At 44.7% G+C, this 23,117-nt stretch carries 19 protein-coding genes; 7 read left to right on the top strand and 12 right to left on the bottom strand.

Features of this window, described 5'->3' with window-relative positions; all coding sequences use genetic code 11:
* Positions 1-59: 59 nt before the first annotated feature.
* The 3 genes from MHI14_RS00865 to MHI14_RS00855 all read right to left on the bottom strand — a co-directional run bounded on the left by MHI14_RS00865 (position 60) and on the right by MHI14_RS00855 (position 8,982).
* Entirely contained in the window at positions 60-4,025 is a 3,966-nt protein-coding gene (locus tag MHI14_RS00865; protein ID WP_341129707.1) for a DUF4073 domain-containing protein, read from the bottom strand.
* 384 nt (positions 4,026-4,409) lie between these two features.
* Positions 4,410-8,009 carry an S-layer homology domain-containing protein gene (locus MHI14_RS00860; protein ID WP_341129706.1) on the bottom strand — a complete coding sequence of 1,200 codons (3,600 nt, stop codon included), beginning with the start codon at positions 8,007-8,009 and terminating at the stop codon, positions 4,410-4,412.
* A gap of 229 nt (positions 8,010-8,238) precedes the next feature.
* On the bottom strand, positions 8,239-8,982 hold the full coding sequence (locus MHI14_RS00855; RefSeq protein ID WP_341129705.1) for an SDR family oxidoreductase: 744 nt from the start codon (positions 8,980-8,982) through the stop codon (positions 8,239-8,241).
* Positions 8,983-9,221: 239 nt separating this feature from the next.
* On the opposite strand from MHI14_RS00855, the gene MHI14_RS00850 reads away from it, so the two are divergent.
* Complete coding sequence (locus tag MHI14_RS00850; protein ID WP_133386322.1) at positions 9,222-9,575, top strand: winged helix-turn-helix transcriptional regulator; 354 nt, start codon at positions 9,222-9,224, stop codon at positions 9,573-9,575.
* A 144-nt stretch (positions 9,576-9,719) separates the two neighbouring features.
* Positions 9,720-10,766 (top strand): CdaR family transcriptional regulator, encoded by a 1,047-nt coding sequence (locus MHI14_RS00845; protein ID WP_091035528.1) that lies wholly within the window; start codon positions 9,720-9,722, stop codon positions 10,764-10,766.
* Between the two features lie 135 nt (positions 10,767-10,901).
* Here the strand turns inward: MHI14_RS00845 and MHI14_RS00840 are convergent, their stop codons facing one another.
* The 3 genes from MHI14_RS00840 to MHI14_RS00830 all read right to left on the bottom strand — a co-directional run bounded on the left by MHI14_RS00840 (position 10,902) and on the right by MHI14_RS00830 (position 14,239).
* Positions 10,902-12,068, bottom strand: coding sequence for a glycerate kinase (locus MHI14_RS00840; protein WP_091035525.1), 1,167 nt, complete (start codon positions 12,066-12,068; stop codon positions 10,902-10,904).
* A gap of 22 nt (positions 12,069-12,090) precedes the next feature.
* On the bottom strand, positions 12,091-13,386 hold the full coding sequence (locus MHI14_RS00835) for a GntP family permease (protein ID WP_133386323.1): 1,296 nt from the start codon (positions 13,384-13,386) through the stop codon (positions 12,091-12,093).
* Positions 13,387-13,801: 415 nt separating this feature from the next.
* Entirely contained in the window at positions 13,802-14,239 is a 438-nt protein-coding gene (locus MHI14_RS00830; protein WP_133386324.1) for an Lrp/AsnC family transcriptional regulator, read from the bottom strand.
* 161 nt (positions 14,240-14,400) lie between these two features.
* On the opposite strand from MHI14_RS00830, the gene MHI14_RS00825 reads away from it, so the two are divergent.
* The gene (locus MHI14_RS00825; RefSeq protein ID WP_091035516.1) at positions 14,401-14,862 is read left to right on the top strand and encodes a VOC family protein; all 462 of its coding nucleotides are present in this window, start codon (positions 14,401-14,403) and stop codon (positions 14,860-14,862) included.
* Positions 14,863-14,952: 90 nt separating this feature from the next.
* On the opposite strand, the gene MHI14_RS00820 is transcribed toward MHI14_RS00825, so the two are convergent.
* The gene (locus MHI14_RS00820; RefSeq protein WP_133386325.1) at positions 14,953-15,507 is read right to left on the bottom strand and encodes a hypothetical protein; all 555 of its coding nucleotides are present in this window, start codon (positions 15,505-15,507) and stop codon (positions 14,953-14,955) included.
* A 96-nt stretch (positions 15,508-15,603) separates the two neighbouring features.
* Between MHI14_RS00820 and MHI14_RS00815 the strand changes: the two genes are divergently transcribed.
* Entirely contained in the window at positions 15,604-16,521 is a 918-nt protein-coding gene (locus tag MHI14_RS00815) for a phosphatidate cytidylyltransferase (protein WP_076213755.1), read from the top strand.
* 112 nt (positions 16,522-16,633) lie between these two features.
* Here MHI14_RS00815 and MHI14_RS00810 read toward each other — a convergent pair whose 3' ends face one another.
* Complete coding sequence (locus MHI14_RS00810; protein ID WP_091035511.1) at positions 16,634-17,209, bottom strand: hypothetical protein; 576 nt, start codon at positions 17,207-17,209, stop codon at positions 16,634-16,636.
* A gap of 409 nt (positions 17,210-17,618) precedes the next feature.
* Entirely contained in the window at positions 17,619-17,996 is a 378-nt protein-coding gene (locus tag MHI14_RS00805; protein ID WP_165980323.1) for a LysM peptidoglycan-binding domain-containing protein, read from the bottom strand.
* 304 nt (positions 17,997-18,300) lie between these two features.
* Here MHI14_RS00805 and MHI14_RS00800 point away from each other — a divergent pair, with 304 nt between their 5' ends.
* The 3 genes from MHI14_RS00800 (at position 18,301) to MHI14_RS00790 (ending at position 20,787) form a co-directional block, all read left to right on the top strand.
* Positions 18,301-19,353 (top strand): bifunctional transcriptional activator/DNA repair enzyme AdaA, encoded by a 1,053-nt coding sequence (locus tag MHI14_RS00800; protein WP_133386327.1) that lies wholly within the window; start codon positions 18,301-18,303, stop codon positions 19,351-19,353.
* Positions 19,354-19,430: 77 nt separating this feature from the next.
* Positions 19,431-20,216, top strand: a complete 786-nt coding sequence (locus MHI14_RS00795; protein WP_133386328.1) for an isocitrate lyase/PEP mutase family protein — start codon at positions 19,431-19,433, stop codon at positions 20,214-20,216.
* 52 nt (positions 20,217-20,268) lie between these two features.
* Positions 20,269-20,787 carry a hypothetical protein gene (locus tag MHI14_RS00790; RefSeq protein WP_133386329.1) on the top strand — a complete coding sequence of 173 codons (519 nt, stop codon included), beginning with the start codon at positions 20,269-20,271 and terminating at the stop codon, positions 20,785-20,787.
* Positions 20,788-21,140: 353 nt separating this feature from the next.
* On the opposite strand, the gene MHI14_RS00785 is transcribed toward MHI14_RS00790, so the two are convergent.
* Genes MHI14_RS00785 through MHI14_RS00775 form a run of 3 tightly spaced genes read right to left on the bottom strand, consistent with a single transcriptional unit; the run spans position 21,141 to position 23,088 of the window.
* Positions 21,141-21,839, bottom strand: coding sequence for a hypothetical protein (locus MHI14_RS00785; RefSeq protein WP_133386330.1), 699 nt, complete (start codon positions 21,837-21,839; stop codon positions 21,141-21,143).
* Positions 21,836-22,711 carry an ATP-binding cassette domain-containing protein gene (locus tag MHI14_RS00780; protein ID WP_133386331.1) on the bottom strand — a complete coding sequence of 292 codons (876 nt, stop codon included), beginning with the start codon at positions 22,709-22,711 and terminating at the stop codon, positions 21,836-21,838. Before MHI14_RS00780 ends, MHI14_RS00785 begins: the two co-directional genes overlap by 4 nt.
* A complete protein-coding gene (locus tag MHI14_RS00775) occupies positions 22,708-23,088 on the bottom strand; it encodes a GntR family transcriptional regulator (protein WP_036611682.1) in 381 nt (126 codons plus the stop codon). Before MHI14_RS00775 ends, MHI14_RS00780 begins: the two co-directional genes overlap by 4 nt.
* Positions 23,089-23,117: the final 29 nt, after the last annotated feature.

Genomic DNA, 23,117 nt, shown 5'->3' with positions numbered 1-23,117 from the left:
TAGGGGTTCTCTTTTCCATATGCAACTGCGTTAATGGCCCCTTTTTTCTTTTAAAAATATTACTTTTGCGCTGCAGCTTCGATATCAGCATATGCCCAGTGCGTTGCTGGTACATCACTGAACGTTGGCGTAGCCGCGCCAGTTAGTGGTGTGCGGTTGAACAATACGTTCAACACTTTCACCGCTTCAGCACGTGTCAACTCGGCATTCGGTTTGAATGTACCATCGTTGTAACCAACCATCAGGCCAGCGGATTGCACGTATGCAATCGCATCTGCTGCCCACAGGTCTGTGGATACGTCTGTGAAGGAAACTGCTGGACCATTCACGGTTGTTGCACTCGCTTGTTGCTGCATCCAGCGATACGCAATTGCCGCCATCTGGGCACGAGTAATCGAACCTTCCGGTGCAAATTGAGTGTTGCTCATGCCGTTCATGATACCAGCGGATTGTGCTTTTTGAATCTCACTTGTTGCCCAGTGTGTCGCAGATACATCCTTGTAACTCACGCTATTCGCGGAACCTGCTGCCGCTTCAGTTGGAAGATTGCGAGCCAGCATAGCTGCCATCTGTGCACGTGTTACGAATGCATCCGGACGGAAATCTGCACCGAAACCTTGGATGTACGGCTGATGTTTACTTTGTGAAACTTTCAGCCCGTCCACCACAACGAGGGTGAATGTACTGAATTTTGTTACGGTGAACTCAATGCCTTCGCTGTTATCCACGAGTTGCACCAGTTTGCCTTGAATCAATTCTTTTGTGCCGTCACTGTGCTCGATGTAGATCGCCAGGTTATCCAAAGCCTGCTGACGAGCAACCGGATCGGTCGGCAGACTATCACGCAGTGGCAATGTCAACGTCACTTCGCGGCTCTGCATATTTGTCTCGATCTCTACCGGACGAGCCAGTACGCGCACATTCGCATTCGGAGCAATCTGTTGAATCAACTGCTCTTTCTTCGCACGCTCTTCGACTTCTTTGCGCTCCGATTCTTTTTTCAGTGGAACTACGCGGAAGTACAAATCTTGATCAAATCCAGCGATGGAATTCGTCGGAACGGAAATCACTGCATTTTCAGTGGAAATTTCGAGTTTCAGCGAACCATCATTCAATTCTTTCACGGCTGCCTTAGGCAGTTCAATACGTGTCTCGGACACAGAATCTTTGGTGTCTGGAATAACAATGCGTGCAGTGTTCATGTTCAATTGCTTCGCTTTTTCCACCGATTCCTTGGCAATTGCTTCGGTCATTTTCACCAAATCTTTAATGATGCCATTCGTTTCCGTGGTACGGGTAATCGGTGTCTTGGTTAGGTTCGTGCCGTTCGCTCCATTAACGTCAACCACGATCTGCTCTTGTTTCGTTGTTGGTCCAGGTGTAGACGTTACTGGTGTAGATCCTGTACCTCCACCGCCATTTGATGGTGTAGGTGTAGGCGTAATAATAATGATTTGGTCGAAGAAACGATCGAATGCTGTCTGCACTTCGCTAATACTGCTATATCCGTTAGCAGACTTGCGATCAAGCATCCATTGAGCCAGTTTTCCCATTCGAGTATCATCTTCTACTAGATCCTTCATAGCATTCAACTTAAGTAGGAATGGTTCGAAAGGCTCCATCATCTCAGTAGATTGCTGGAAGCTGTATAGCATCAGCATGGCTTTCTTCATCTCGCTAACGTCTATAGCATCATTAATGTAGGAATAATTCATGACTAACATTAATGAAGCACCGTATACCTGTTCAATTGAAAGATCCGAACCCTGAAACAGACGTTTTGCAGTATAAGCAAGCAACTCTTTATCCACATTGGATGCATTTAAATATTTTTGACCTAACTCTTTAAACATTTCCATCCCTGGATATTCAAAGTACTCTGTTGACTCAACAAAAAGGGAATAGAACTCATTCAAATGCTGTTGGAAAAGAATCTTGTCTGTTTGTTTGATCGTCTGGATGCCTTTATACCCAATTTCTACAGCATATTGCACTTGTTTCTTAAGATCGTAGGCATAGTCAATCGGTAAAAAGGTCATTACCACATTAGCTATGGCTTTCTTCTCCTCAGGTTGGAGAATGTCAAAGCCAGCCGGAAGATCCAACCATTCCGGTTGAGTAATTGCCCCGAGTATAGCATCAGTATTCTTCGTAGCTCTCGCTTCGTTGATAACTCTCAAAGGATCTGCTGGATTAAAGAACTGATCAAAAGTTTTTTGGATGTTTTTATAGTTTTCATAACCACCAACTGGACGCTTATCAATCATCCATTGGGCAAGTTTTCTATATGTCGCATAATCTATGCTATCCACTTTGTCCATGTTAAGCGGAAACTCTACCATATATTTGATAGTACTAGGGAGATTGTTATACTGTGTTGATTCCTTCTGTACTAAACGTAGACGTACCAAAGCATTATACATCTTGGTTTGATTAGTTACATCATTGATTGCATTGTAAGTAGATAACGACGTAGAAAGTTGATCTCTGTTCTGATATGAAGGAATTTCATCACGCATTGAGTAAAATTTCATGCGGTATGCAAAAATTTGTTTATCTACAACAGACAAATTTTCATACGTTTTCCCTACTTTATATAGTGATTGAATACTTGGGTCGAGGTTTATGCTAAAAACTTCAGGTAAATTTAATAATTTGGAAAAATAAGCATTGATATTCTCCTCAACATCAGTCAGTGCAGGTTTATTAAAGAGGTTTCGTGGTTCTACAGCCATATCAAGTACATATTGCACTTGTCCTTTACTCACATATCCTTTTGCCCCATTCATTAAAGTGACAAATACAGCTACAGATTCTTTCTCATCGTTGCTCCAATCACTGAAATCTACAGGCAGTTCGAGTCCTAACGCGGAATCTTGAATTTCGCTAAGGACACCTTCTACATCTTCATTACTCTTAGCTAGATTCAATGATTCAAGCGGGTCTGTTTCTTTATTCTCTGTAAAGATTAAAATCTCATAGAGACTTGCGGCATTACTTTCGTTTGCTTTAACACGAACCCATACCGTTTTATTCCCTTTGAATTCGGGTGGGTTAGTGGTGCTGTAATCAAACCAATTCTCGCCATTATTCTGAGTGTATTCCATAGTATCATCCGCACCAACAATGACATTGACATCATCATCTACGGTTACTAACGGTGCTGCCGAATTAAAGAACTGATCGAAACTTTTTTGGATATCTTCTATTGAAGCAAAGCCACCTTGCGGCATCTTTTCAATCATCCAATTAGCCAGTTCTGTCATTTGTTCCGAGTCTTCCTGAATAGATTTCAATTTATCAAAATCCAATGGATAGGCTACTGCACCAGATTCAGGGTTATCATCAATAAACTCATCAATGGACCCTTTAAAGAACTGGTTAAAGTTCAACGTCTCTAACATCAATTCCTCGACTTTTGCTTTATTGATTTCAGGATACCCGGTTATCCCAAATATTACTTGGAAAAATGCGTTGTCTAACTCAGTTGATCCCTCACTACCATGAAATGCAATTAAGGTCATTTGGATAAAATGAGAAATTATTTGTCGATCAACACCGCTCATTTCTTCATACTTCACACCCGATTTATACATCATTTCTGTGGTGTCATTGGTGAAGTAGTTTTTAGACTGGCTCAACAGACTGTAGACCAGATCCATTTGCAATTGTATAGCAAACAAGTCCGTATTACTGATTAAAATCATGCCTTGATATGCCAAGTTAAAAGTATATTCTAATTGTTCCTCACTAGAATACGCTTCCCCTTTTGGCAAAGTAGCCACCAATCTCGCTATCGCTTCTTTCTCTTGTATAGACAACCCAGAGTAACCAAGTGGCAAAGTCACAATCAGGTTCCCTTCCAGTACCTCCTGTATTTCGCTAACAGATCCCTCGCTGATTGCATAATTTAACTTCTCCAAAGGTGTCATCGGATTCGCTTGAACAGGTACTACAGCGACAACTTGGATTAACATCAGCAACACCAGTACCGCACTGATTATTTTCCTCGCATATGTTTTCATTATTTCCTCCTTGAGCCTCCCAGCTCGAATCATTTATACTTTTCATTCTAGTACTTTGGTCTGAACGGATTCTGAACAATTGGCGTAAAATCGCGAAAAAACATTAAAATTCCGTATTTTTTTCGTGATTTTTCAACAATCCCCCTATGAAATTCATCTTTTCTTGCATTTTTCTGTAATTATTTTAATCTATAGACCCATGCATTTCTTCTCAGCATGTAGAATTTTACGAGGAATGCAAAAACGAAAGTGAGTGAGTATGTTAATCTTTAGGACTCGTTACAGCAAAGTTTCTGTCTAATACATTCATTGGATTGTATTCAAGTTCGTTAAACTGCAAAAGGCCACCCCCAAGGATGGCCTTCTTTATCTACTTTGATATTATTACTGCGCTGCAGCTTCAATATCTGCATATGCCCAGTGTGTTGCTGGTACATCACTGAACGTTGGCGTAGCTGCGCCAGTGAGTGGTGTCCGGTTGAACAATACGTTCAACACTTTCACCGCTTCAGCACGTGTCAACTCGGCATTCGGTTTGAATGTACCATCGTTGTAACCAACCATCAGGCCAGCGGATTGCACGTATGCAATCGCATCTGCTGCCCACAGGTCTGCGGATACATCTGTGAAGGAAACTGCTGGACCATTCACGGTTGTTGCACTCGCTTGTTGCTGCATCCACCGATACGCAATCGTTGCCATCTGCGCACGGGTGATCGAACCTTCCGGTGCAAATTGAGTGTTGCTCATGCCGTTCATGACGCCAGCGGATTGTGCTTTTTGAATCTCACTTGTTGCCCAGTGTGTCGCAGATACATCCTTGTAACTCACGCTATTCGCGGAACCTGCTGCCGCTTCAGTTGGAAGATTGCGAGCCAGCATAGCTGCCATCTGTGCACGTGTTACGAATGCATCTGGACGGAAATCTGCACCAAAACCTTGGATATACGGTTGGTGTGTACCTTGCGAAGCTTTCAGTCCATCCACAACAACGAGGGTGAACGTACTGAATCTGGTTACGGTAAATTCGATGCCTTCGCTGTTATCCGCGAGTTTCACCAATTTGCCTTGAATCAATTCTTTTGTGCCGTCACTGTGTTCGATATAGATCGCCAGGTTGTCCAATGCTTGCTGACGAGCAGCCGGATCGGTTGGCAGACTATCACGCAGTGGCAAAGTCAACGTCACTTCGCGGCTCTGCATATTCGTTTCGATCTCTACTGGGCGAGCCAGTACACGCACATTCGTGTTTGGAGCAATCTGTTGAATCAATTGCTCTTTCTTCGCACGCTCTTCGACTTCCTTACGCTCGGATTCCTTTTTCAAAGGTACAACGCGGAAGTACAAGTCTTGATCGAATCCAGCGATGGAATTCGTCGGAACGGAAATCACTACATTTTCAGTGGAGATTTCAAGTTTCAGCGAACCATCATTCAATTCTTTTACCGCTGCCCTAGGCAGTTCAATACGTGTCTCGGACACGGAATCTTTGGTATCTGGGATGACAATGCGTGCGGTATTCATGTTCAATTGCTTCGCTTTTTCCACCGATTCCTTGGCAATCGCTTCGGTCATCTTCACCAGATCTTTAATCATGCCGCTGGTTTCAGTTGTACGGGTAATCGGTGTTTTGGTCAGGTTGGTGCCGTTAGCTCCATTAACGTCAACCACGATCTGCTCTTGTTTCGTTGTTGGTGCAGGTGTAGACGTTACTGGTGTAGTCGTGGACGATCCACCGCCTGTGTTTCCACCCGGGTTAGGTGTTGGCGTATTGCCATTATCTGTGCTGCTATCACCATTCTGTGTAAAGACAAACTTCACAGCGCGGCCTGGCAGTTCATCGCTGATTGCTTTGTAACGAACCCATACCGTTTTGTTGCCGCTAAGGTCCATTTTTTGAATGAAGGCAACATCAATCCAGTGCAACTTATCGTCGAAGGAAATCTCCATCGTGTTGTCCAAGCCCGTTAGGGTGTTATTGATGTCATTCCCCTTCACATTAGGAGCGGTAAAGAATCGGTTAAATCCATTTTGTAGATTCCCAACATCCTCATAGCTTTCTTGTTCATTTAGGACCCATTCAGCCAATTCCTTCTGGCCTTCAGGACTGAGTTCTGCTCTTTTGGATAAATCAAGAGCGCCTCTAAGATTAAATTTGTATTTGCTGAAGAATGCTTCACCTTTAATCTGATCTTTCATTGCTTTATCAAGCCATTGATCCATTCGCGGTATAGAGGTAGCTTGCTCAAATGAATCGATAGGCATAGATAAGAGGTCCAGCACAATATCAGGATTAACAATATCCCCCTTAGACTCTCCTTCTAACCTTTCAAAGGCTACTTGATGCAAGTAATTGAATGCCAGTACACCTTTATCTACTTTGCTACGTTCCAAATGTTGTTGTCCAAGGCTGCGTAACACATATGTCTGTTGGTCATTAAAGTGATTAGGTCCATTTACTAATTGCTGAGCGAGCAGATCCAGCTTATTCCTAAGAACACTGAGTTCCCTCTGCTCCCAAACAGATTGTGCCAATACACCAAGTTCAATCATATATTGGACCTGTTCTTTATTTTTGTAATCTTTATTTACATATTCAATCAGGAATCCTGCAAGGAAATCTCTAACCTGCAAAGACAAGGCACCGTATCCATTGGGTAAAGTAATACCCAGATCAGGATCTTCCATAGCTAAACGCATAGCCGCTATATTACCATTAGTTTTTGCAGTATTTAAGACAGTCAATGGATCGCTTTCGTTATCATCAGGGAAAAATTTATTATATGCAGTCTGGATTTCTTCAAAACTTGCATACCCATTAACCGGTCTTTCACTAAGCATATGTTCTGCTAATTCTTCTTGTTCTTCGGAAGTAAGATCATTCAATTTGCTAACATCCAAAGGGAATTTTCCAAGTGGTTTTTCTTGGTTTTCTTCTTTGGAATTATACGATTCAATATCTTCTTGAATTTCTAACATATTTATTAACTTGTTCACCATCTCTTCTACTGTTGTTACCTTGTTAATAAAAGGGGTGTCTTCCAATGCAGATTTTGTATAATCGAGTATTTGTGAAATATCAAGATTTCTGGTGAGTTTACCCTCATATCTGAAAGCTGCCATACGTCTTTCAATTTCAGAGGAATCAAGATAATAGTGGATACGTTCATAGTACTCATTATCTTCTTCCTGGTTATGAAATTGTAGCTGTAGTCGCTCTGCTTGTTTATTAAAAAATGCATCAAGGACTTCTCTGGAGTCAAGTCCACCAATTTCTCGAGGAAGATTCCGAGCTTGCAAGGCTAATTGCACTACATATTGGACTTGTTCCTTACTCTCATATCTACTAGATGCTGGTGGGCTTGACTCCTTTAACATGTACTCTGCAATCTCATATTGCTCATCCTCAGACAACGATTCAAAATCGGGATCAGCTAAGAAGTCTTTGTTACTAAACAGCTCCATTACTTCTGGTATAAAATCGGTGTAATTATCCAAAACTTTTCTCTCTTTAACATCGTTGAATTGCTCCAACGGACTCAGCTGTGTATTCGGATTGAATGATTTCATCTGATAGGAGGCTTCCATATCATCTTGATCTACAACCATCACATTATAATAGAGCGTTTCGCTGGTATCTAAACCTTGAAATATTTTGGAGAACGTATCGTCATTAGATGTTGAACCCAACACCCAATCCTCATCTCCATACTCTAGATTGTCCCTGATCTCTGTCATGTTGTTCAGATTAGAAGTATTAGAAACAAAGACCTGATATTTTAGGTTACGAGTTTCAGTGGTGTCAGAGAAACCAGCGCCCCAACGCACCTCTATGTTATTATCATCAGTAAGCTTGACTGTAATTAATCCATTTTTGCCTGGCACAGGGCTTGAGCCACCTGCACTAACCTTCCCTGCTGGTGCCAACCATGGAGCTACCAGCACCAAGATGAGCATCAAACTAATTATTTTTCTGTAATTCATTTACTTGATCCTCCCTGTCTCATGTTTTTTACATATAAATTCAATCCCTCTGATACGTAAGGCCTATTGTATTGCAATGCAATAAACAGAATCTAAACAAAAAGAGTAAATAAAAGGAAAAAGATCCACCCTGTAGTAAAAAAAACAGGATAGATCTCAACTTTTTTCGTCATATTTCATCATTTTATTTTTAAAAAAGTATTCTTTTGGACCTACATAACTCTGACTCTTAAATCAAGGTGTACCCGCCATCCACATACAATGTGCTGCCGGTCATAAACGTATTGGTCATCAGATACGTAACGGTATGTGCAATTTCCTCATTGTAGCCAACCCGCTTGAGCAGAGACAGCTTCTCATAATCTTTAAAATGATCACCACGCGGCGTCCCTTCTTGACCCTCCCGCCAGATGGTTCCAGGGGATACAACATTCACACGAACCGGTGTCAATTCCACTGCAAGTGCCTTACCCAGACTCTCAATTGCGCCGTTACATGCAGCGTAGGAAGCACCCCCATCCAGTGGTCGCTGGCTGAATCCACCAGACATTAACGTGATCGAGCCGGAAGTCGAAAGAGACGGTGCAGCGTATTTAGCCGCAAAGTATTGAGGCCAGAATTTTCCTTTGAAACAGCTCTCTGCCGTCTCTCGATCCGAAGTCAGTGGGCCTCTAGTGTAGGCTGCTCCTGGCGTGAAGAGATGATCGAACCTGCCGATTCGGGCAAAAAATGCTTCGAGCTGCCGTTCATCCTGATTGTCCAATACATGAACTTCCACCACCGTTTCTCCAGCAACGCCCTTGCCCACAGCCTTCGTAATCTGTTCCCTTGCTTCCTCCAATCTGGACGCCGATCTCCCCGCAATTATCACATTCGCACCTGCGGCAGCTGCCTGAATTGCCGTAGCCAGTCCGATGCCCGAGCTTCCCCCGATAATAACGACCCGTTTATTCGCCAATGTAAATTGATTCATCTATGATCATCCTCTCATCTCCGGTTATGTATGTGCATGTGCGCTCACGTTGTGTTCATTATTCATGAAATGAAGGACGTTGAATAGTACGCATTTACATCGTACCTAGTATGAATATTCGTACTATTGGTACAAGATTACGACGGTTCCCCCCTCTTTTCACAGAGTCAATCAAGCAGAGATCGTGAAAATCCGATATGATGGAGATACATATTGTCGTATAAAACGAGGTGATTACTATGGATTTACAAGAACCCAGGTTACAGGGAGTATTAACAACGCTGGAGACCATTAATGGGAAGTGGAAACCCCTTATCTTGTTTATTTTATTAAAGGAAGGTACGAAACGATTTGGTGAACTACGACGCATGATTCCTGATGTAGCCCAAGGCACGTTAACGAAACAACTACGCGAGCTGGAGCAGGATCGAATTATTGTGCGTACGCTCTATGGGGATGTTCCACCGAAGGTGGAATACAGCTTGTCCGAACACGGCCAGACCATTGGTGCGTTATTGGACGGCATGTGTGGTTGGGGCAAAGCACATCTGAACTATTTGAACAGTACACAAGGTACCACTATGGATACATGAACACCTTCAATTCGAACTGTCGTGTTTGTGTAAGCCTTACCATTCCTCTATAATTTCGTACAGATGCACAATATGGTATCGGGCGGAATCATCATCAGAGAAGATGCGCATTTAGCACGATGAGATGGAAGGGGAGGAGCTTCGTTGTTGCAGCTTTCGGAAAAACAGGCACAGGATATCGTAGATAAAATGATGCAAGACATTCCATACAACATCAACATCATGAATGAGCATGGCATTATTATTGGAAGTGGTCAGAAGGAACGTGTGGGCACAGTTCATCAGGGCGCTGTCCGCGCATTAACAACAGGAAGCATGATCGAGGTTTGGCAGGATGGCATACTTGAGAAGATGGGCACCAACGAACCGATTCTAATCAATCAGCAGCATGTCGGAGTCATTGGCATATCCGGTCATCCGGATGAAGTTCGGCCTTTCTGCAACATCGTGCGTACTACCGTATCTCTCTTAATCGAACAGCGTAATCAAATGGAAAGTATGGCTCATGAAGCTTCACGTAAAAAAGCCTTTATCGAACGACTGCTCAATCAGCCGGGTTCATACTCACAAAAGGTCAAAAAGGAAGCCCTGCAATACCGTATTGATCTGCAATTGCCAACCATTCTTCTATATGTCCGTCTCCCCAAAAACTCCTTGGCCGCTGAGACGGAGGTTAACCGCATATTGCTCCAAGTCCCTTCATTCTCTATTGAAGGTGATGGTGATGATCAGATTATTCTGATCCAGAATGAAGCAGACGTTGATCGGATAATCCAGCGTTTGAGACAGATCACACCCACAGCATTCATCGCCGTCAGCCAAAAAGAAGCGAATATCGCCACCAGTTACGAACAGGCCCGGTCCGTGATGAACATTATGGTGGCACTTCAACCAGACTCGCCGATCATTCGGTATGAGGATGTACCCTTTCTGGTACGATTCAGCGCGGCTGATCTAACACCTCATGCCAATATCATCAGCAAACTTGAGGATACAGTTGACCTGCTGGATACACTCCGCAGTTTTATCCAACATAACGGCAGTATGACCACGACAGCAGACCATCTCAATATTCACCGCAATACCCTTCAATATCGGCTCAAACGCATACAGACCCTTACGGGCAAAGATCCCCGTAATTTGCTGGAACTCATTGAACTTACACATGGACTACTCGCGTTCTACCAATAGCGTCAGAACAGCTTCGAGAATAGCAAAAGACGAGACACAGATCACCTGATTTCAGGCATATCCGTATCCCGTCTTTTTTACATTGCATTCCAATACGATCACGTAACTCCCCGTACGATCCCGATCGTCACTGATCTAAGATAGTAGACCCAGTTTCAGCACCCTGGCAATATTCTCAGTTGTACGCTCCACATTCTCAGGGCCTTCTTGCAATAACCGCTCCAGATCTGCTGCCCCGGGCACAATACCAAATATGGCATCAATGCCTTCCCCGTACAGGGTGTCGATTCCTTCGCCCACACAACCTGCAATGGCAATTACAGGTTTACCCGCTTCCTTGGCTGCCCGAGCAACGCCATAGGGGGTCTTGCCAAATTTCGTTTGAAAGTCGATACCGCCTTCGCCCGTAAATACGACATCCGCAGCAATTAATTTTTCACGCAACTCAGTGTATTCAATGACAATTTCAATGCCTTTACGCAACACTGCCTGTGTAAAAATCAAGAGTCCCGCACCCAGCCCGCCAGCCGCTCCGGCACCTGGCATATCACGGATATCTTTGTGCAACTGCTGTTTCACCACATCTGCATAATGGGACAGGTTCGCATCCAGTTGCTCAACCATCTCTGGGGTAGCCCCTTTTTGTGGCCCAAACACCCTTGATGCGCCATGCTCTCCACAGAGCGGATTGGTCACATCACAGGCGACAATGAACTCCACTTCCTGCAAACGCACATCCAGACCGGATACATCAATCTGAGTCAGTTGATCCAAAGCCCCGCCACCCCGCGCAAGCGGCTGACCCTGTTCATCCAGAAATTTCGCGCCAAGCGCTTCAGCCATGCCGGCACCACCATCGTTAGTTGCACTGCCACCAATGCCGATGATGATTTTGCGTATGCCAAGGTCCAGACAAGCTCGAATCAACTCTCCCGTTCCATAGGTTGTCGTCTGTAGCGGATCTCGGGTTTCTTTGGTTACGAGATGTATGCCACTGGCCGATGCCATCTCGATGGCCGCCGTTGATCCGTCACCCAAAATGCCATACTGGGCAGTCACTGTCTGACCCAATGGTCCGCTTACCTCTTGCTGGTGAAGGGAACCGCCGGAAGCATCCACAAGGGACTGCACCGTGCCTTCCCCACCATCCGCCATGGGTACATGAATATATCCTGCGGTCGGATATATTTTACGCAATCCTTTTTCCATCGCGATACATACTTCTTTCGCTGTCATGCTTTCTTTAAACGAATCCGGTGCCAGAACAAATGTCTTCTCTCTAGTCCCTACAGTTTCTCTCATCTCTCTCACTCCATCCGTTAGATTAAAGGATAAATCCGTACAGTAACGTCGCTACGATAGCCATCGTGCCACCCACAATTGCCTCATATGGAATCACGCCCATCCGCTGACGAATCGTCATCTTCATGCTATCAGCCGACACGTGGAAGTAATTGCCCTGTGGCAGGGAATCAATGACAGTCGCACCCGTGTGCACCATAACTGCCGCTGCAAGCGGTGCCGTACCCATGTTCAGGATGGCATCACCGAAGGAGCCCGTTGCTAGAATAACACCTGTTGACGTCGAGGCCGTCGCTGCCGCCATCAAAATACCCGCGATTGGTGCGAGGAAGGTACCGGATATTCCAGAGGCTTCAATCAGACCCACCACCTGACCTGACAGATCTGAAGCAGAGATGAGCCCTGCTATTCCGCCTGCACCTACCAGAATGAGCACAGTTGCGGTCATTTTGTTTAATCCCGCGGTTGTATACTTCACAATATTTCTGCCTTGCCCCATCGCCAGCATACCGATGATGCCTGCAATCGGCAGAATGTACATCGCATCCACTTTAAAAGTAGACAATGCTTCAATGCCCGCAATAGAACCGATGGGATTAATCATCAATAGGATGATCGCAACCAAAGGGGCAACAATGGCTTTGCCAAGTGGTGGATACTTCGATGTATCTACATTGCCCTGTTCGGCTTCCTGATCAGAAACCATAACCCCTTTGTTCTTGAGCATTGAAGCTACAAGAACAGTTACAATCAAACCGCAGATGGCTGGAATTACGCCTGCCAGCATAACGTTGCTCAGATCCAGATCGAATCCTCGCGCTGCTGCAATGGTATTGGGATTCGGGGAGATAATGTTTCCCGCCTTGCCTCCACCGGATAAGGCCAGCAGCAATGCCAATTTGGATATACCCATTTTATTACCTACAGACAATGCAATCGGTGCAACAATCAGCACGGCTACGGGGATAAATACACCAACTGCGGTAATGATCATCGTAGCCAGCGCCAAGGCGAGAATGGCTTTGCTGCCGCCAAATTTCCGTACAATCGCCTGCGCTATCGTCTCTGCTGCTCCCGATTCCATCATCACACCCGCAAGCACCCCGGCTGCCAGTACACGGAGTACGGTTCCCATGACACTTTGTGTGCCATCTACCAGTATATTTACGGTCTCTTCCAGGTTAGCGCCGCCAATTAAAGCGCCTACAATTGCACCCAGAAATAAAGAATAGACCGGATTCAGCTTCCTCAAAATTAAAATGATGGCAATAGCCAGTCCTGCCAGCGCGCCAATCCAGCTAATTGTTAATGGTTCCATTGTCAATTGCCCCCCATGCACTTGTTGAACACGCTTTCATTATAGTTGCTGGAGGCGAGAATAAATATTGATGAAAGGACGAAATTCATTGTGCATTTGCACAACACGAAGGACAGACTATCCTTATCATCACCCTAGAGTACGTTTTCAAAGCTGAAACCCAAGCGAACGGGATTCAAATCCTTCCTCTCACTCACTATTGGAGCAAAGGGTGAAACCGAGCGCTAAAGAATCTGAGACGTCTTATTGAGCGGTTAGAAGCGTCCTCAGAAATGTAAGGAACCTGAGACACGTTATATCTGAATAAATAGCCGTTTGCAGCGTTTTTATCAAGGGATTGCGGGAAATAACGTGTCTAATGTTCCTTACATTTTCAAAAGAGGGCCAAGAGGCCAAATAAGACGTCCTGTGTTCCTTAGTAAAGGAGAACACGGTTTTCCATAATATTTTTCATGCTGATATGGGATTTAGATGGTCCCAGCTTCACCAGTGAATCCTGAAATTCGGCAAGTTCTTCAATGGACGCCGTCTGTACCTTGATCAGATAGTTATACTCACCGCTAATCCGATAAACGTCCGTGACTTCGATGGCCTGTTCACAGAACTGGACCAACTCGTCGCAATGCTCTGTTTTGAGCAAAATAAACGTCGTGGTTCCACGGTTTAACCGGGCCAGATTATAGATGGTTGAATATCCCGTTATCACACCTCTTTCCTCCAGTTTCAGGATTCTTTCCTTAACCGAAGGTTGGGACATGTTAATTTCTTTGCTTATCTGTGCAACGGGGATACGTGCATGATGTTGCAGCAAACGCATAATCTGCTGATCGATCTCATCTATCATGTGTTCCATTTGTAAGACCTCCGAGTCATGACCTTATTTAATAAGGTTATCCTGATAAATTAGCTAAAAATAGTTAGATTTCATCTCATTATATCCTTTGATATTGTATGGTTCCAATGCGATATCAGCCCTATAATTTAAACTACAATCTGAAGAAGGAGCGATGTAATGTGAGTGTTATTGGACTTGCACATGTGGCAATTCAGGCCCGAAATTATAAAGATACTCTGGCGTTTTATACAAAAGTATTGGGATTCAAGGTCGGTCACTCCTGGAGTTTGCCTTCCTTCCACATTACCGAGGCATGTATGCTGATCTCTCCGGATCAGCGCACCTGTATTGAGGTATTTGACCCAAAAGCCGTCATTCCCGCCGAGGGTGAACCTGCCACCTCGCCTGAAGATGTCCGGCACGGCGCACTGTTACATTTCGCCTTTTACGTGCATGATGTAGAAGATATCTATGAGCGAGCGCTCGCCCATGGAGCCAAGGCCTACGTTGAACCGGATTGGATATCGCTTGGCGAACCTGCACTTCGGGTTAGAAATGCGCTTGTCCACAGCCCCAATGGTGAAGTGATTGAATTCCTGGAAGAGGTTGATTTTGACCGATCCTCTGCATCATCTATATGAAGTACACAAACAGCCTGTTGCCTCGTCATCCGTGGCAGCAGGCTATTTCATGATTGGATTTGCTTGGCAAGCATCAGCATACGCACTACCCTACTCTTGCTCTGCATTCCCCAGCGTATACTCGCGTAGCTTTCCTTCATAAACCAGTTGCAATCGTTCACTCTGGCGAAAATCATCCGGTGTCACCAGCGCCGGCAGCTTATTCCACAATTTGATTCCCGAACGCTGTAGAATCTCGGCTACAAATTGGGAGCAAAAGTAGGAGTTGCTGAACTCCACCGGTTCCTTGAGCGTAATGCCAATCACGCCGAGCAGATTGTACATATATTTCTGACGGCTGCGGATGAAGATGTGCAGCACACGTTTCATCTTTTCCACTTCACGATCGGTCACCTGAAGCTTGTATATGACACATGTGGTATTGGGATACTTGCTGTATGTACCTGTCTGTATATCTTCCTTCACAAACCCGCCATTCAGCGGATTGCTCGGATGCTTGCGGCCGAAGCTGTATAGCTCGGTTAACTCCCGGTCAAATGAGATCGATGCGTGATTATATGGCGCTCGGGTATAACTCTGAATAACCTTGGTAAACAGCGTTCCTGTATTCGTAAGCAGGATATAGATGGAGCGTTCATCTGTCATAACAAAATTTCCCCTTATCAAGTTGGCACTATTCCTTCATAATAACATAGGTACCCTATAATGGAATCTTACTTTGAATAAGCAGGTGATCGGTACGTGAGCAGTTCACTCTTTACACTAACGTTAATCTTCACAGCTTTACTTGTGATACATATCGTGTACAAAATTATTGCGAAGCTTCAGCCAAGCAAAGACTATTCAGGCATCGGCCAAAAAATCAAAACCTGGTGGGGTATGTTTGTGATATTCTGCCTCGCTACCCTTTTTAACCCCATCGTGTCCCTGATCTCCCTCATGGTGCTTGCATTCTTCTCACTCAAAGAATACTTCTCCATGATTCGCAGTACACGCAAAGCCGACCGCAGGCTGTTCCTGTGGGCGTATCTGGCGATTCCGGTTCAGTTCTACTGGATCTACATTGGATGGTATGGCATGTTTATCGTGTTTATTCCACTATATGTGTTCCTGGTGCTGCCCTTGCCACGCCTAATTAACAAAGGTACGGTCGGGTTCCTGCGCAGTGTCAGCTCCACACAATGGGGACTAATGCTGATGGTGTTTGGACTGAGCCACCTGGCCTATTTCCCTTTCGCCACACCGGAGTACGGCTCCAAGCTGGTGCTGTTCTTGGTCGTGTTAACACAGCTTAATGATGTGGTGCATTATCTGGTCTCTCTTTATCTGGGCAAACGAAAAGTGGTGCCTACCGCCAATCCTTTTGTCACCTGGGAAGGGTTCGCGTGTGCGTTCATTGTGACGACAGCAACGTCTTATTTCATCCATCCCTACCTGACGCCATTTGATTGGAAATTCTCGCTGTTCATCGGGGTGTTGATCAGTCTGGCCGGATTCTTCGGCAGTCTGACGGTGTCTGTACTGAAGCGCGATCTGTTAATTGGAGATGACAACAAGTTCGATTCGCTCAAAAAAAGCTACCTGAGCCGGGTCGACAGCCTGACCTATACCTCGCCGGTTATGTTCCACGTGGTCCGTTATTTCTTTGACTTTATGTAGCAACAGAACAGATAGATTAGCGATCTTTAGATCATGTATGTCAAAAAAAGCAGCCCAAGTGGCTGCTTTTCCTGTTCAACAGGCTCCAGACTGAGCCTTCATGATGTGCCTGCTACTTCAACGTAATTTCTTTTTCGGACATGATTTCGTTCCCCTCATCATTCGTGAAGACAAATGTCGCTTTGCCCCGCTCGCCCTTCATCTCATCCGAATAGATAAAGCCGGAGAATTGTCCATTGCCGCTAAAGTAAAAGCCATCTTCTCCATTTCCACCATGTTCAATGGCTTCCTGTAGTGAATTCACAATCGTCACCGTGTTAGACGTCCATCGCATCTCCGTTAATGTATACCCCTTCGGAACCTGTTTAATTCCAAAATCAAAACTGTTACCCTCACTCGGTTTCTCCGACTGGTCAATGACGATATCAATCTGCTCAGACGGTTCAGTGGATTCCGATTGAGCCGTAGGATTACCCTCATCACCACTGGCAATGCCTTTGTCATTGTTATTCTTCGCATCCGCATTCGGAACAGAGTTTTCTCCAGCTTCCTCTACGGGTTGCTTCGATTGCGGATAGGCGTGCTCCTGAACCGATTCATTATTATTCTTGGCGCCACAGGCACTAACTAATAGCGAAATACAGAGCACAGACATGCAAAGTGCAGATTTCTTTATATTTATTTTCATCATCTAGTTCTCCCTTCATCCATTTACAGCACATATATCTATATCAGTTGAACTAATCATTTACACGATAACGGAGAGGACAGAAAAAACCTGAAAAAGCGAAGCTAAAAGCTTTCTGGAAGAAAGCTGCATCGGAAGCATACGCTTCGCCTTTATCCCCGGATTTTCCCTTTAAGAAAAGGGAATCAAAAAATCAGGGGATAACAGCGATTGGAAGGTTATTCTGTCATCGTAGTGTCAGTGTAAATATTCTTTAGTTCAACTTATATAGCACACCACTTATTAATCACTACACCATATCGTCCCTCATGAAGCTCCATTATATGTAAATGATTAATAAATTCAGTATGTGACTGCATCTCAATGAATAAAGAAAGAGCTCTGTTCATGACTTCATACACGTATTATTTTATCGATCAAACCCAGGCAAGACCAACACTTGTCCAACCTGAATGGCGTTATGCTCAATTTTGTTCACTTTCTTGATAGCTTCTACATACACACGAGTGTCCATCTGCTGAGGTTTATGTACCAATGAAATGCCCCACAGTGTATCTCCCTGAGATACAACGATCTGGTCCCCCGACAACAATTGCTCATCCCCGGCAAATGCAGTGAATACAGCACTACACCCTATGATTATAATTAGAGTTATAGTGACGATTTTCATTAGCCAGGTTGGCGTCTTCACACGCCGTATGAATTGATCTTTAACATACATGGTGCGAGACTCGGAAGTTTTGGTATAAACGGATTCATAAATACTTTTGTACGTAGAATATCTCATTCTAGTCGACCTCCAGACTTTCATTCCGCTAATCTTTAATTTCATGTTTACCTATGTATTTTTCCTATAACAATGAATGATCAATAATTATATTTTTCACTATATAGGTATCTTTGCCTAAGTAACCCTACACTGATAGGTCTATACTACCAGTTCACTCTAAACAAATTCTGAACAACCGAATTTCAATGTGATATCCGATTTAATCTATCCAATATTCATGCCTGATTTTCGGCGATGCTTGTTGCAACGTTTTTCTATAATAGGTATAGATAAAGATTCTAATGAGTAAGGACGTGCCCCCATGATTTCTGCTGATCTGAAGGAACAATATTACGAGGCGCTTGTGGCCAAGGATTCGGAATACGAGGGTTTATTCTATGTTGGAGTCCGAACCACAGGTGTGTTCTGTCGTCCCACATGCCCTGCGCGAAAGCCAAAATTCGAAAACTGCGAATTCTATGAGACGGCACAGCAAGCACTTCTGGCCTCTTATCGCCCTTGCCAGCGCTGTCGTCCACTTTCTCACCCTAACCAAGTATCCGATGTCGTTCGCATATTAGTGGAAGCTGTGGAGAAAAATCCGGAGAAACGCTGGAAAGGACAGGATTTCAAGGCCCTCTCCATCGACGAATCTACTGCTCGCCGACAGTTCAAGAAGCGGTTCGGCATGACCTTTGTCGAATATGCTCGCGCTCGCCGCATGGGACTTGCCCTGAAAAATATTCGCTCCGGCCGCACCGTGATTGATAGCCAATTATCTACCGGATATGAATCAAGCAGCGGCTTCCGCGATGCCTTTTCACGGATCATGGGTGCTGCCCCTACACAAGTCGATGAAGGACATATCCTAAAAGCGTCCTGGATTGACACCCGCCTCGGCCCGATGATGGCCATTGCAGATGAGGAGTCGCTATATTTACTGGAATTTGTGGACCGCAGAGGTCTGGAACGCGAAGTTGAGCGTCTGCGCAAACGAACCAAATCAGCGATTGTACCCGGCACTACAGCTCCCATCCAGTCCATTGAGCGTGAACTAAACGAGTACTTTCAAGGTATTCGGACAGCATTCGACACACCGTTGTTCTGTTTAGGAACACCATTCCAAAAGCGTGTGTGGGACGAGTTGCTGGCCATTCCGGCTGGTGAAACGAGGTCATATCAGGAGATTGCAAATGCACTGGGAAAACCGACTGCTTGCCGAGCTGTGGCACAGGCGAATGGGGCCAATCAGCTTGCGATTGTGATTCCATGTCACCGTGTAATTAATGCCAGTGGCGAACTGGGTGGATATGGCGGGGGATTAACTCGCAAAAACTGGCTTTTGACTCACGAGAAACAAAAACAGGGTAGCTGAAAAACAGAATAAAGTAATGAAGTACGCATCAAATGTCCAAAGGAATGCATGATATAACAAAGGAGAGTCAACATAATATGAGTACCTTAGAAGAAAAAGCAGCGTTGTTCCAACAATACCATGTGAAAGGAAAACCACTTGTTCTCGTTAATGTGTGGGATGCCGGAAGTGCGCAAGCCATTCAATCCGCTGGAGCAACGGCCATCGCAACCGGAAGCTGGTCCGTTGCTGCGGCCCATGGTGAGCAAGATGGGGAAGCCATGCCATTCCATCTGGTACTTGCCAATCTGGCACGGATTACAGCGAGCGTGGATCTACCTGTAACGATCGATATAGAGGGAGGGTATGGGAGGTTGGTGTCAGAAGTGAAGCAAAATATCCTGCAAGTCATCGATCATGGTGCTGTAGGAGTCAACATTGAAGACCAACTTCCCACTGGCTTGGGATTGTACTCTGTGGAGGAGCAGTGCACGAGACTGTCCGCCGCCCGGGAAGCTGCGGAGCAGGCAGGCATCCCGTTGTTCATTAACGCCCGCACAGATATTTTTCTGCAACATGCACCTGAACACCATAACCACTCCCTCCTAGAGGAAGCACTTATACGTTCGAGCCAATATGCAGATGCAGGAGCCAGTGGTCTGTTTGTACCCGGTTTGCAGGATCACCAACTGATTCAGGAATTGTGTGAGCGTTCATCGCTGCCAATTAACATTATGGTTACGTCTCCTGAGCCTTCACCAAAACAGCTTGCCGCACTGGGTGTAGCACGTGTAAGCTATGGGCCATATCCCTATCTGCAAGTTATGGAACACCTGAAAGAACTAGGACGAAGCATTTTGATGAATAGTTCCGAATCGTCATAAGTGATTACCTATGTTATAATCACCCCTATTGAACACTAACTAGGAGGCAATTATGCTTAACGTGGAACAAAAGCTTGAAGTGCTACAATCGTATCCCCAACTGCAACGCAAAGATGTTTCTCTCGGTCGTGTTAATTTCCACTACGAGGATAGTGCGTATGATAAAAAAATTGTTGCTCTCCATATTCACCCTAACGGTAACGGTTATATCTATGCAGGGCTGCTGCCTGACTATGAGACCGATGCTAAAGGATTCGTCAATATTCGTGATTACTCCGAAGCAGATCTGCGCACATTGTTAGATGAAACGATCCAAGCGATGTCTCACAATCCCAACGCAGTTGAATTCGAAGAGCCAGAACAAGTAAAAGCTGTTGCTCCTGCCTTGTCTACAACCTCTACGGGTGGCGGAACATGGGTTGATGAAGATGGACATACGCTGACTTTAAAATACGAAGATGACATGTGGTATGTGTATTCCGGTGTTAATCTGGATATGGCTTTTGAAACGCGTAGTGAAGCCGGCGAGTACCTCAAGGACGAAGGATTCAAACCGCAAGCTCAGGCTTAAGGGATACACCTTCATTTTGAATTGCGTACAAAGATTGCCGAATAGGTATATTCAGTGATTTAGGATGATACAAAAAACACGAGGCGTGTTCGCACTCGTGTTTTTCAGATTACAGGAAGTTTCGCTTAGATTCCTTGCCTATATAAGTTGAACTAAAGATTATTTACACTGACACTACGATGACAGAACAACCTTCCAATCGCTGTTATCCCCAGATTTTTTCGATCCCCTTTCTCATGGGAAAATCCGGTGATAAAGGCGCACGCTTCGCTTTTTCAGGTTTTTTCTGTCCTCTCCGTTATCGTGTAAATGATTAGTTCAACTTATATAGATTCCTTTATAACTGTTTCCTGTCAGTCTTTTTTGGATTTCATGGTAAGCGGCGCATTCTTCATCATCGGGTACGTAGATAGAAGTAGCGCACCACCAATACACCCCAGAACGGTGAACAATGTCATGCGATCAATCCTAGCAATCCACAACATAAACTCACCAAGATTGCCCAATGTAATGATCAGCGTAATGACCAAGCCAACCCCAAAGAACATAATGAAAAAGTCGCGCATCCCCAATCGCATCCAACAAACCGTTGGGAAGACAGAGATTCCCAGTACGAGAAAACCGCACATCAGATCGATCCACAGGTAGGATAAGAAATGATATTCGCTTGAATACAACATGCCTGGTTGATAAAGGGTTACGTCAACAATTCCTTTTTCCTGAAGCAGGTGTATGAGGAAATACGCCACATGCAGAATGACCATGGTGCCTGCAACCATCCATACCGAGTTCATATAGAAGGATTTCATGAATTGAATTCGTGTACTACCCATACCAATCGCAACAGGAAACAGTGTAATAATTCCCCCGATTGCAAACGTACATATCCCTCCGTACATGGGACCAAACAGTTGCGTGGCATACGAGACATCAAATATGAAGCCAATGGCCAGATATACAACGGTGAGCATTAGAGCGATGGATGAAAATATACCCAGATACAAACGCATATCATCGCGAATCAGTCGATTCGTACCTTTTACTGCGTTCATGGTTTAACCCCCTCTTGATTACGGGTCCTGTTAACCAAATAATCTTGTAATGTCGCTTTCTCAATGGAAAGACCCTGCGAATGAGCGATATCCTTCCACATTTTCGAGTAGGGCTCATCAATCATCACTTTTACAGTCGATCCCATCTGGGAAGATTCGATAACTTTAACATCTGCTGTGACTTGGTTGATATCATCAATTCTCCCTGTTAGAAGAACTCCTTTTTCGCGCATCTCTTCCATCGGTTGATTTAACAACACCTCTCCGGCTTGCAAAACGATAAGGGACTCACATAAAGGCTGAATCTCCTCAATATGATGGCTGGATATCAGAATCAGACGCGGGTTATCTTCATAACTTTCCAGTAACGCATTATAGAAGAATTTACGCTTCTCAGCATCGAGCCCATTGGTGGGTTCATCCAGAATGGTTATCTTTGCATTACTGGCAAGACCCAATATAATCTGGGTGGCAGTCTTCATGCCTTTCGAAAATTTAATGATCTTTTTCTTCGCCGGTAGTTCGAACACATCCATTAAACGCTCCGCCAAATCCTGATTCCACTGCGGATGAAAATATTGCCCCATTTGAACCATGTCACTAACCGTCCAGTTTTTCCCCAGGGGATGATTCTCCTGGATGTAGCACAGATGCTCTTGGGCAGCCAGATTATTATAGGGGTCTTGACCCATGATCTGAACGGTTCCACTGTCGGGGCGGTTATGCCCTGCCAGTAAACTCATCATGGTTGTTTTACCCGCTCCATTTCTTCCCCAGATTGCACTAATGATTGGCTCACTCTCATGTAGCGTAACCTGGTTCAGAACGGGCGTCTTCTGGTAGCTGTAGTTGACCTGCTCCATATGAATCATAACTCACTCTCCTTATCCTTCTTGCCGCGAATCAGATCAATGATCATGTCTTCATTCATGTGAATCCGTCTGGCTTCTTCAAGTAAAGGCTTGATGTATTCTTCATAAAAATCTTGCTTCCGTTCAACGAGCAATGCTTCTCTTGCTCCCTTTGCAACAAACATTCCAACACCTCGCTGTTTGTATATAATCCCCTTGTCCACGAGTTCCTGCAGTCCTTTGCGGGCTGTAGCCGGATTGATATTGTAGAAGCGTGACAGTTCATTGGTTGAGGGAACCTGTTCTTCCACCTTCAATCTGCCCTCCACAATATCGTCCATAATCATCGTGGCAATCTGATGAAAAATAGGCTGAGATTCATCCAAAGTCGATTTCATGTGCTTCCAACTTTCATACGTATTCATTA

Source organism: Paenibacillus sp. FSL K6-2393 (assembly GCF_038002545.1).
Lineage (GTDB): Bacteria > Bacillota > Bacilli > Paenibacillales > Paenibacillaceae > Paenibacillus.
The sequence above is the reverse complement of the archived record's forward strand: the minus strand, read 5'-3'. Positions and strand labels throughout refer to the sequence as shown.

Bases quoted from the DNA above. Each gene is read 5' to 3' on its own strand.
- MHI14_RS00820 (WP_133386325.1), bottom strand. From the start codon at position 15,507: ATGACAGATGAACGCTCCATCTATATCCTGCTTACGAATACAGGAACG.
- MHI14_RS00785 (WP_133386330.1), bottom strand. From the start codon at position 21,839: ATGAACGCAGTAAAAGGTACGAATCGACTGATTCGCGATGATATGCGT.
- MHI14_RS00810 (WP_091035511.1), bottom strand. From the start codon at position 17,209: ATGAAAATAAATATAAAGAAATCTGCACTTTGCATGTCTGTGCTCTGT.
- MHI14_RS00830 (WP_133386324.1), bottom strand. From the start codon at position 14,239: ATGGAACACATGATAGATGAGATCGATCAGCAGATTATGCGTTTGCTG.
- MHI14_RS00835 (WP_133386323.1), bottom strand. From the start codon at position 13,386: ATGGAACCATTAACAATTAGCTGGATTGGCGCGCTGGCAGGACTGGCT.
- MHI14_RS00865 (WP_341129707.1), bottom strand. From the start codon at position 4,025: ATGAAAACATATGCGAGGAAAATAATCAGTGCGGTACTGGTGTTGCTG.
- MHI14_RS00860 (WP_341129706.1), bottom strand. From the start codon at position 8,009: ATGAATTACAGAAAAATAATTAGTTTGATGCTCATCTTGGTGCTGGTA.
- MHI14_RS00775 (WP_036611682.1), bottom strand. From the start codon at position 23,088: ATGAAATCGACTTTGGATGAATCTCAGCCTATTTTTCATCAGATTGCC.
- MHI14_RS00855 (WP_341129705.1), bottom strand. From the start codon at position 8,982: ATGAATCAATTTACATTGGCGAATAAACGGGTCGTTATTATCGGGGGA.
- MHI14_RS00780 (WP_133386331.1), bottom strand. From the start codon at position 22,711: ATGATTCATATGGAGCAGGTCAACTACAGCTACCAGAAGACGCCCGTT.
- MHI14_RS00850 (WP_133386322.1), top strand. From the start codon at position 9,222: ATGGATTTACAAGAACCCAGGTTACAGGGAGTATTAACAACGCTGGAG.
- MHI14_RS00805 (WP_165980323.1), bottom strand. From the start codon at position 17,996: ATGAGATATTCTACGTACAAAAGTATTTATGAATCCGTTTATACCAAA.
- MHI14_RS00790 (WP_133386329.1), top strand. From the start codon at position 20,269: ATGCTTAACGTGGAACAAAAGCTTGAAGTGCTACAATCGTATCCCCAA.
- MHI14_RS00800 (WP_133386327.1), top strand. From the start codon at position 18,301: ATGATTTCTGCTGATCTGAAGGAACAATATTACGAGGCGCTTGTGGCC.
- MHI14_RS00795 (WP_133386328.1), top strand. From the start codon at position 19,431: ATGAGTACCTTAGAAGAAAAAGCAGCGTTGTTCCAACAATACCATGTG.
- MHI14_RS00840 (WP_091035525.1), bottom strand. From the start codon at position 12,068: ATGAGAGAAACTGTAGGGACTAGAGAGAAGACATTTGTTCTGGCACCG.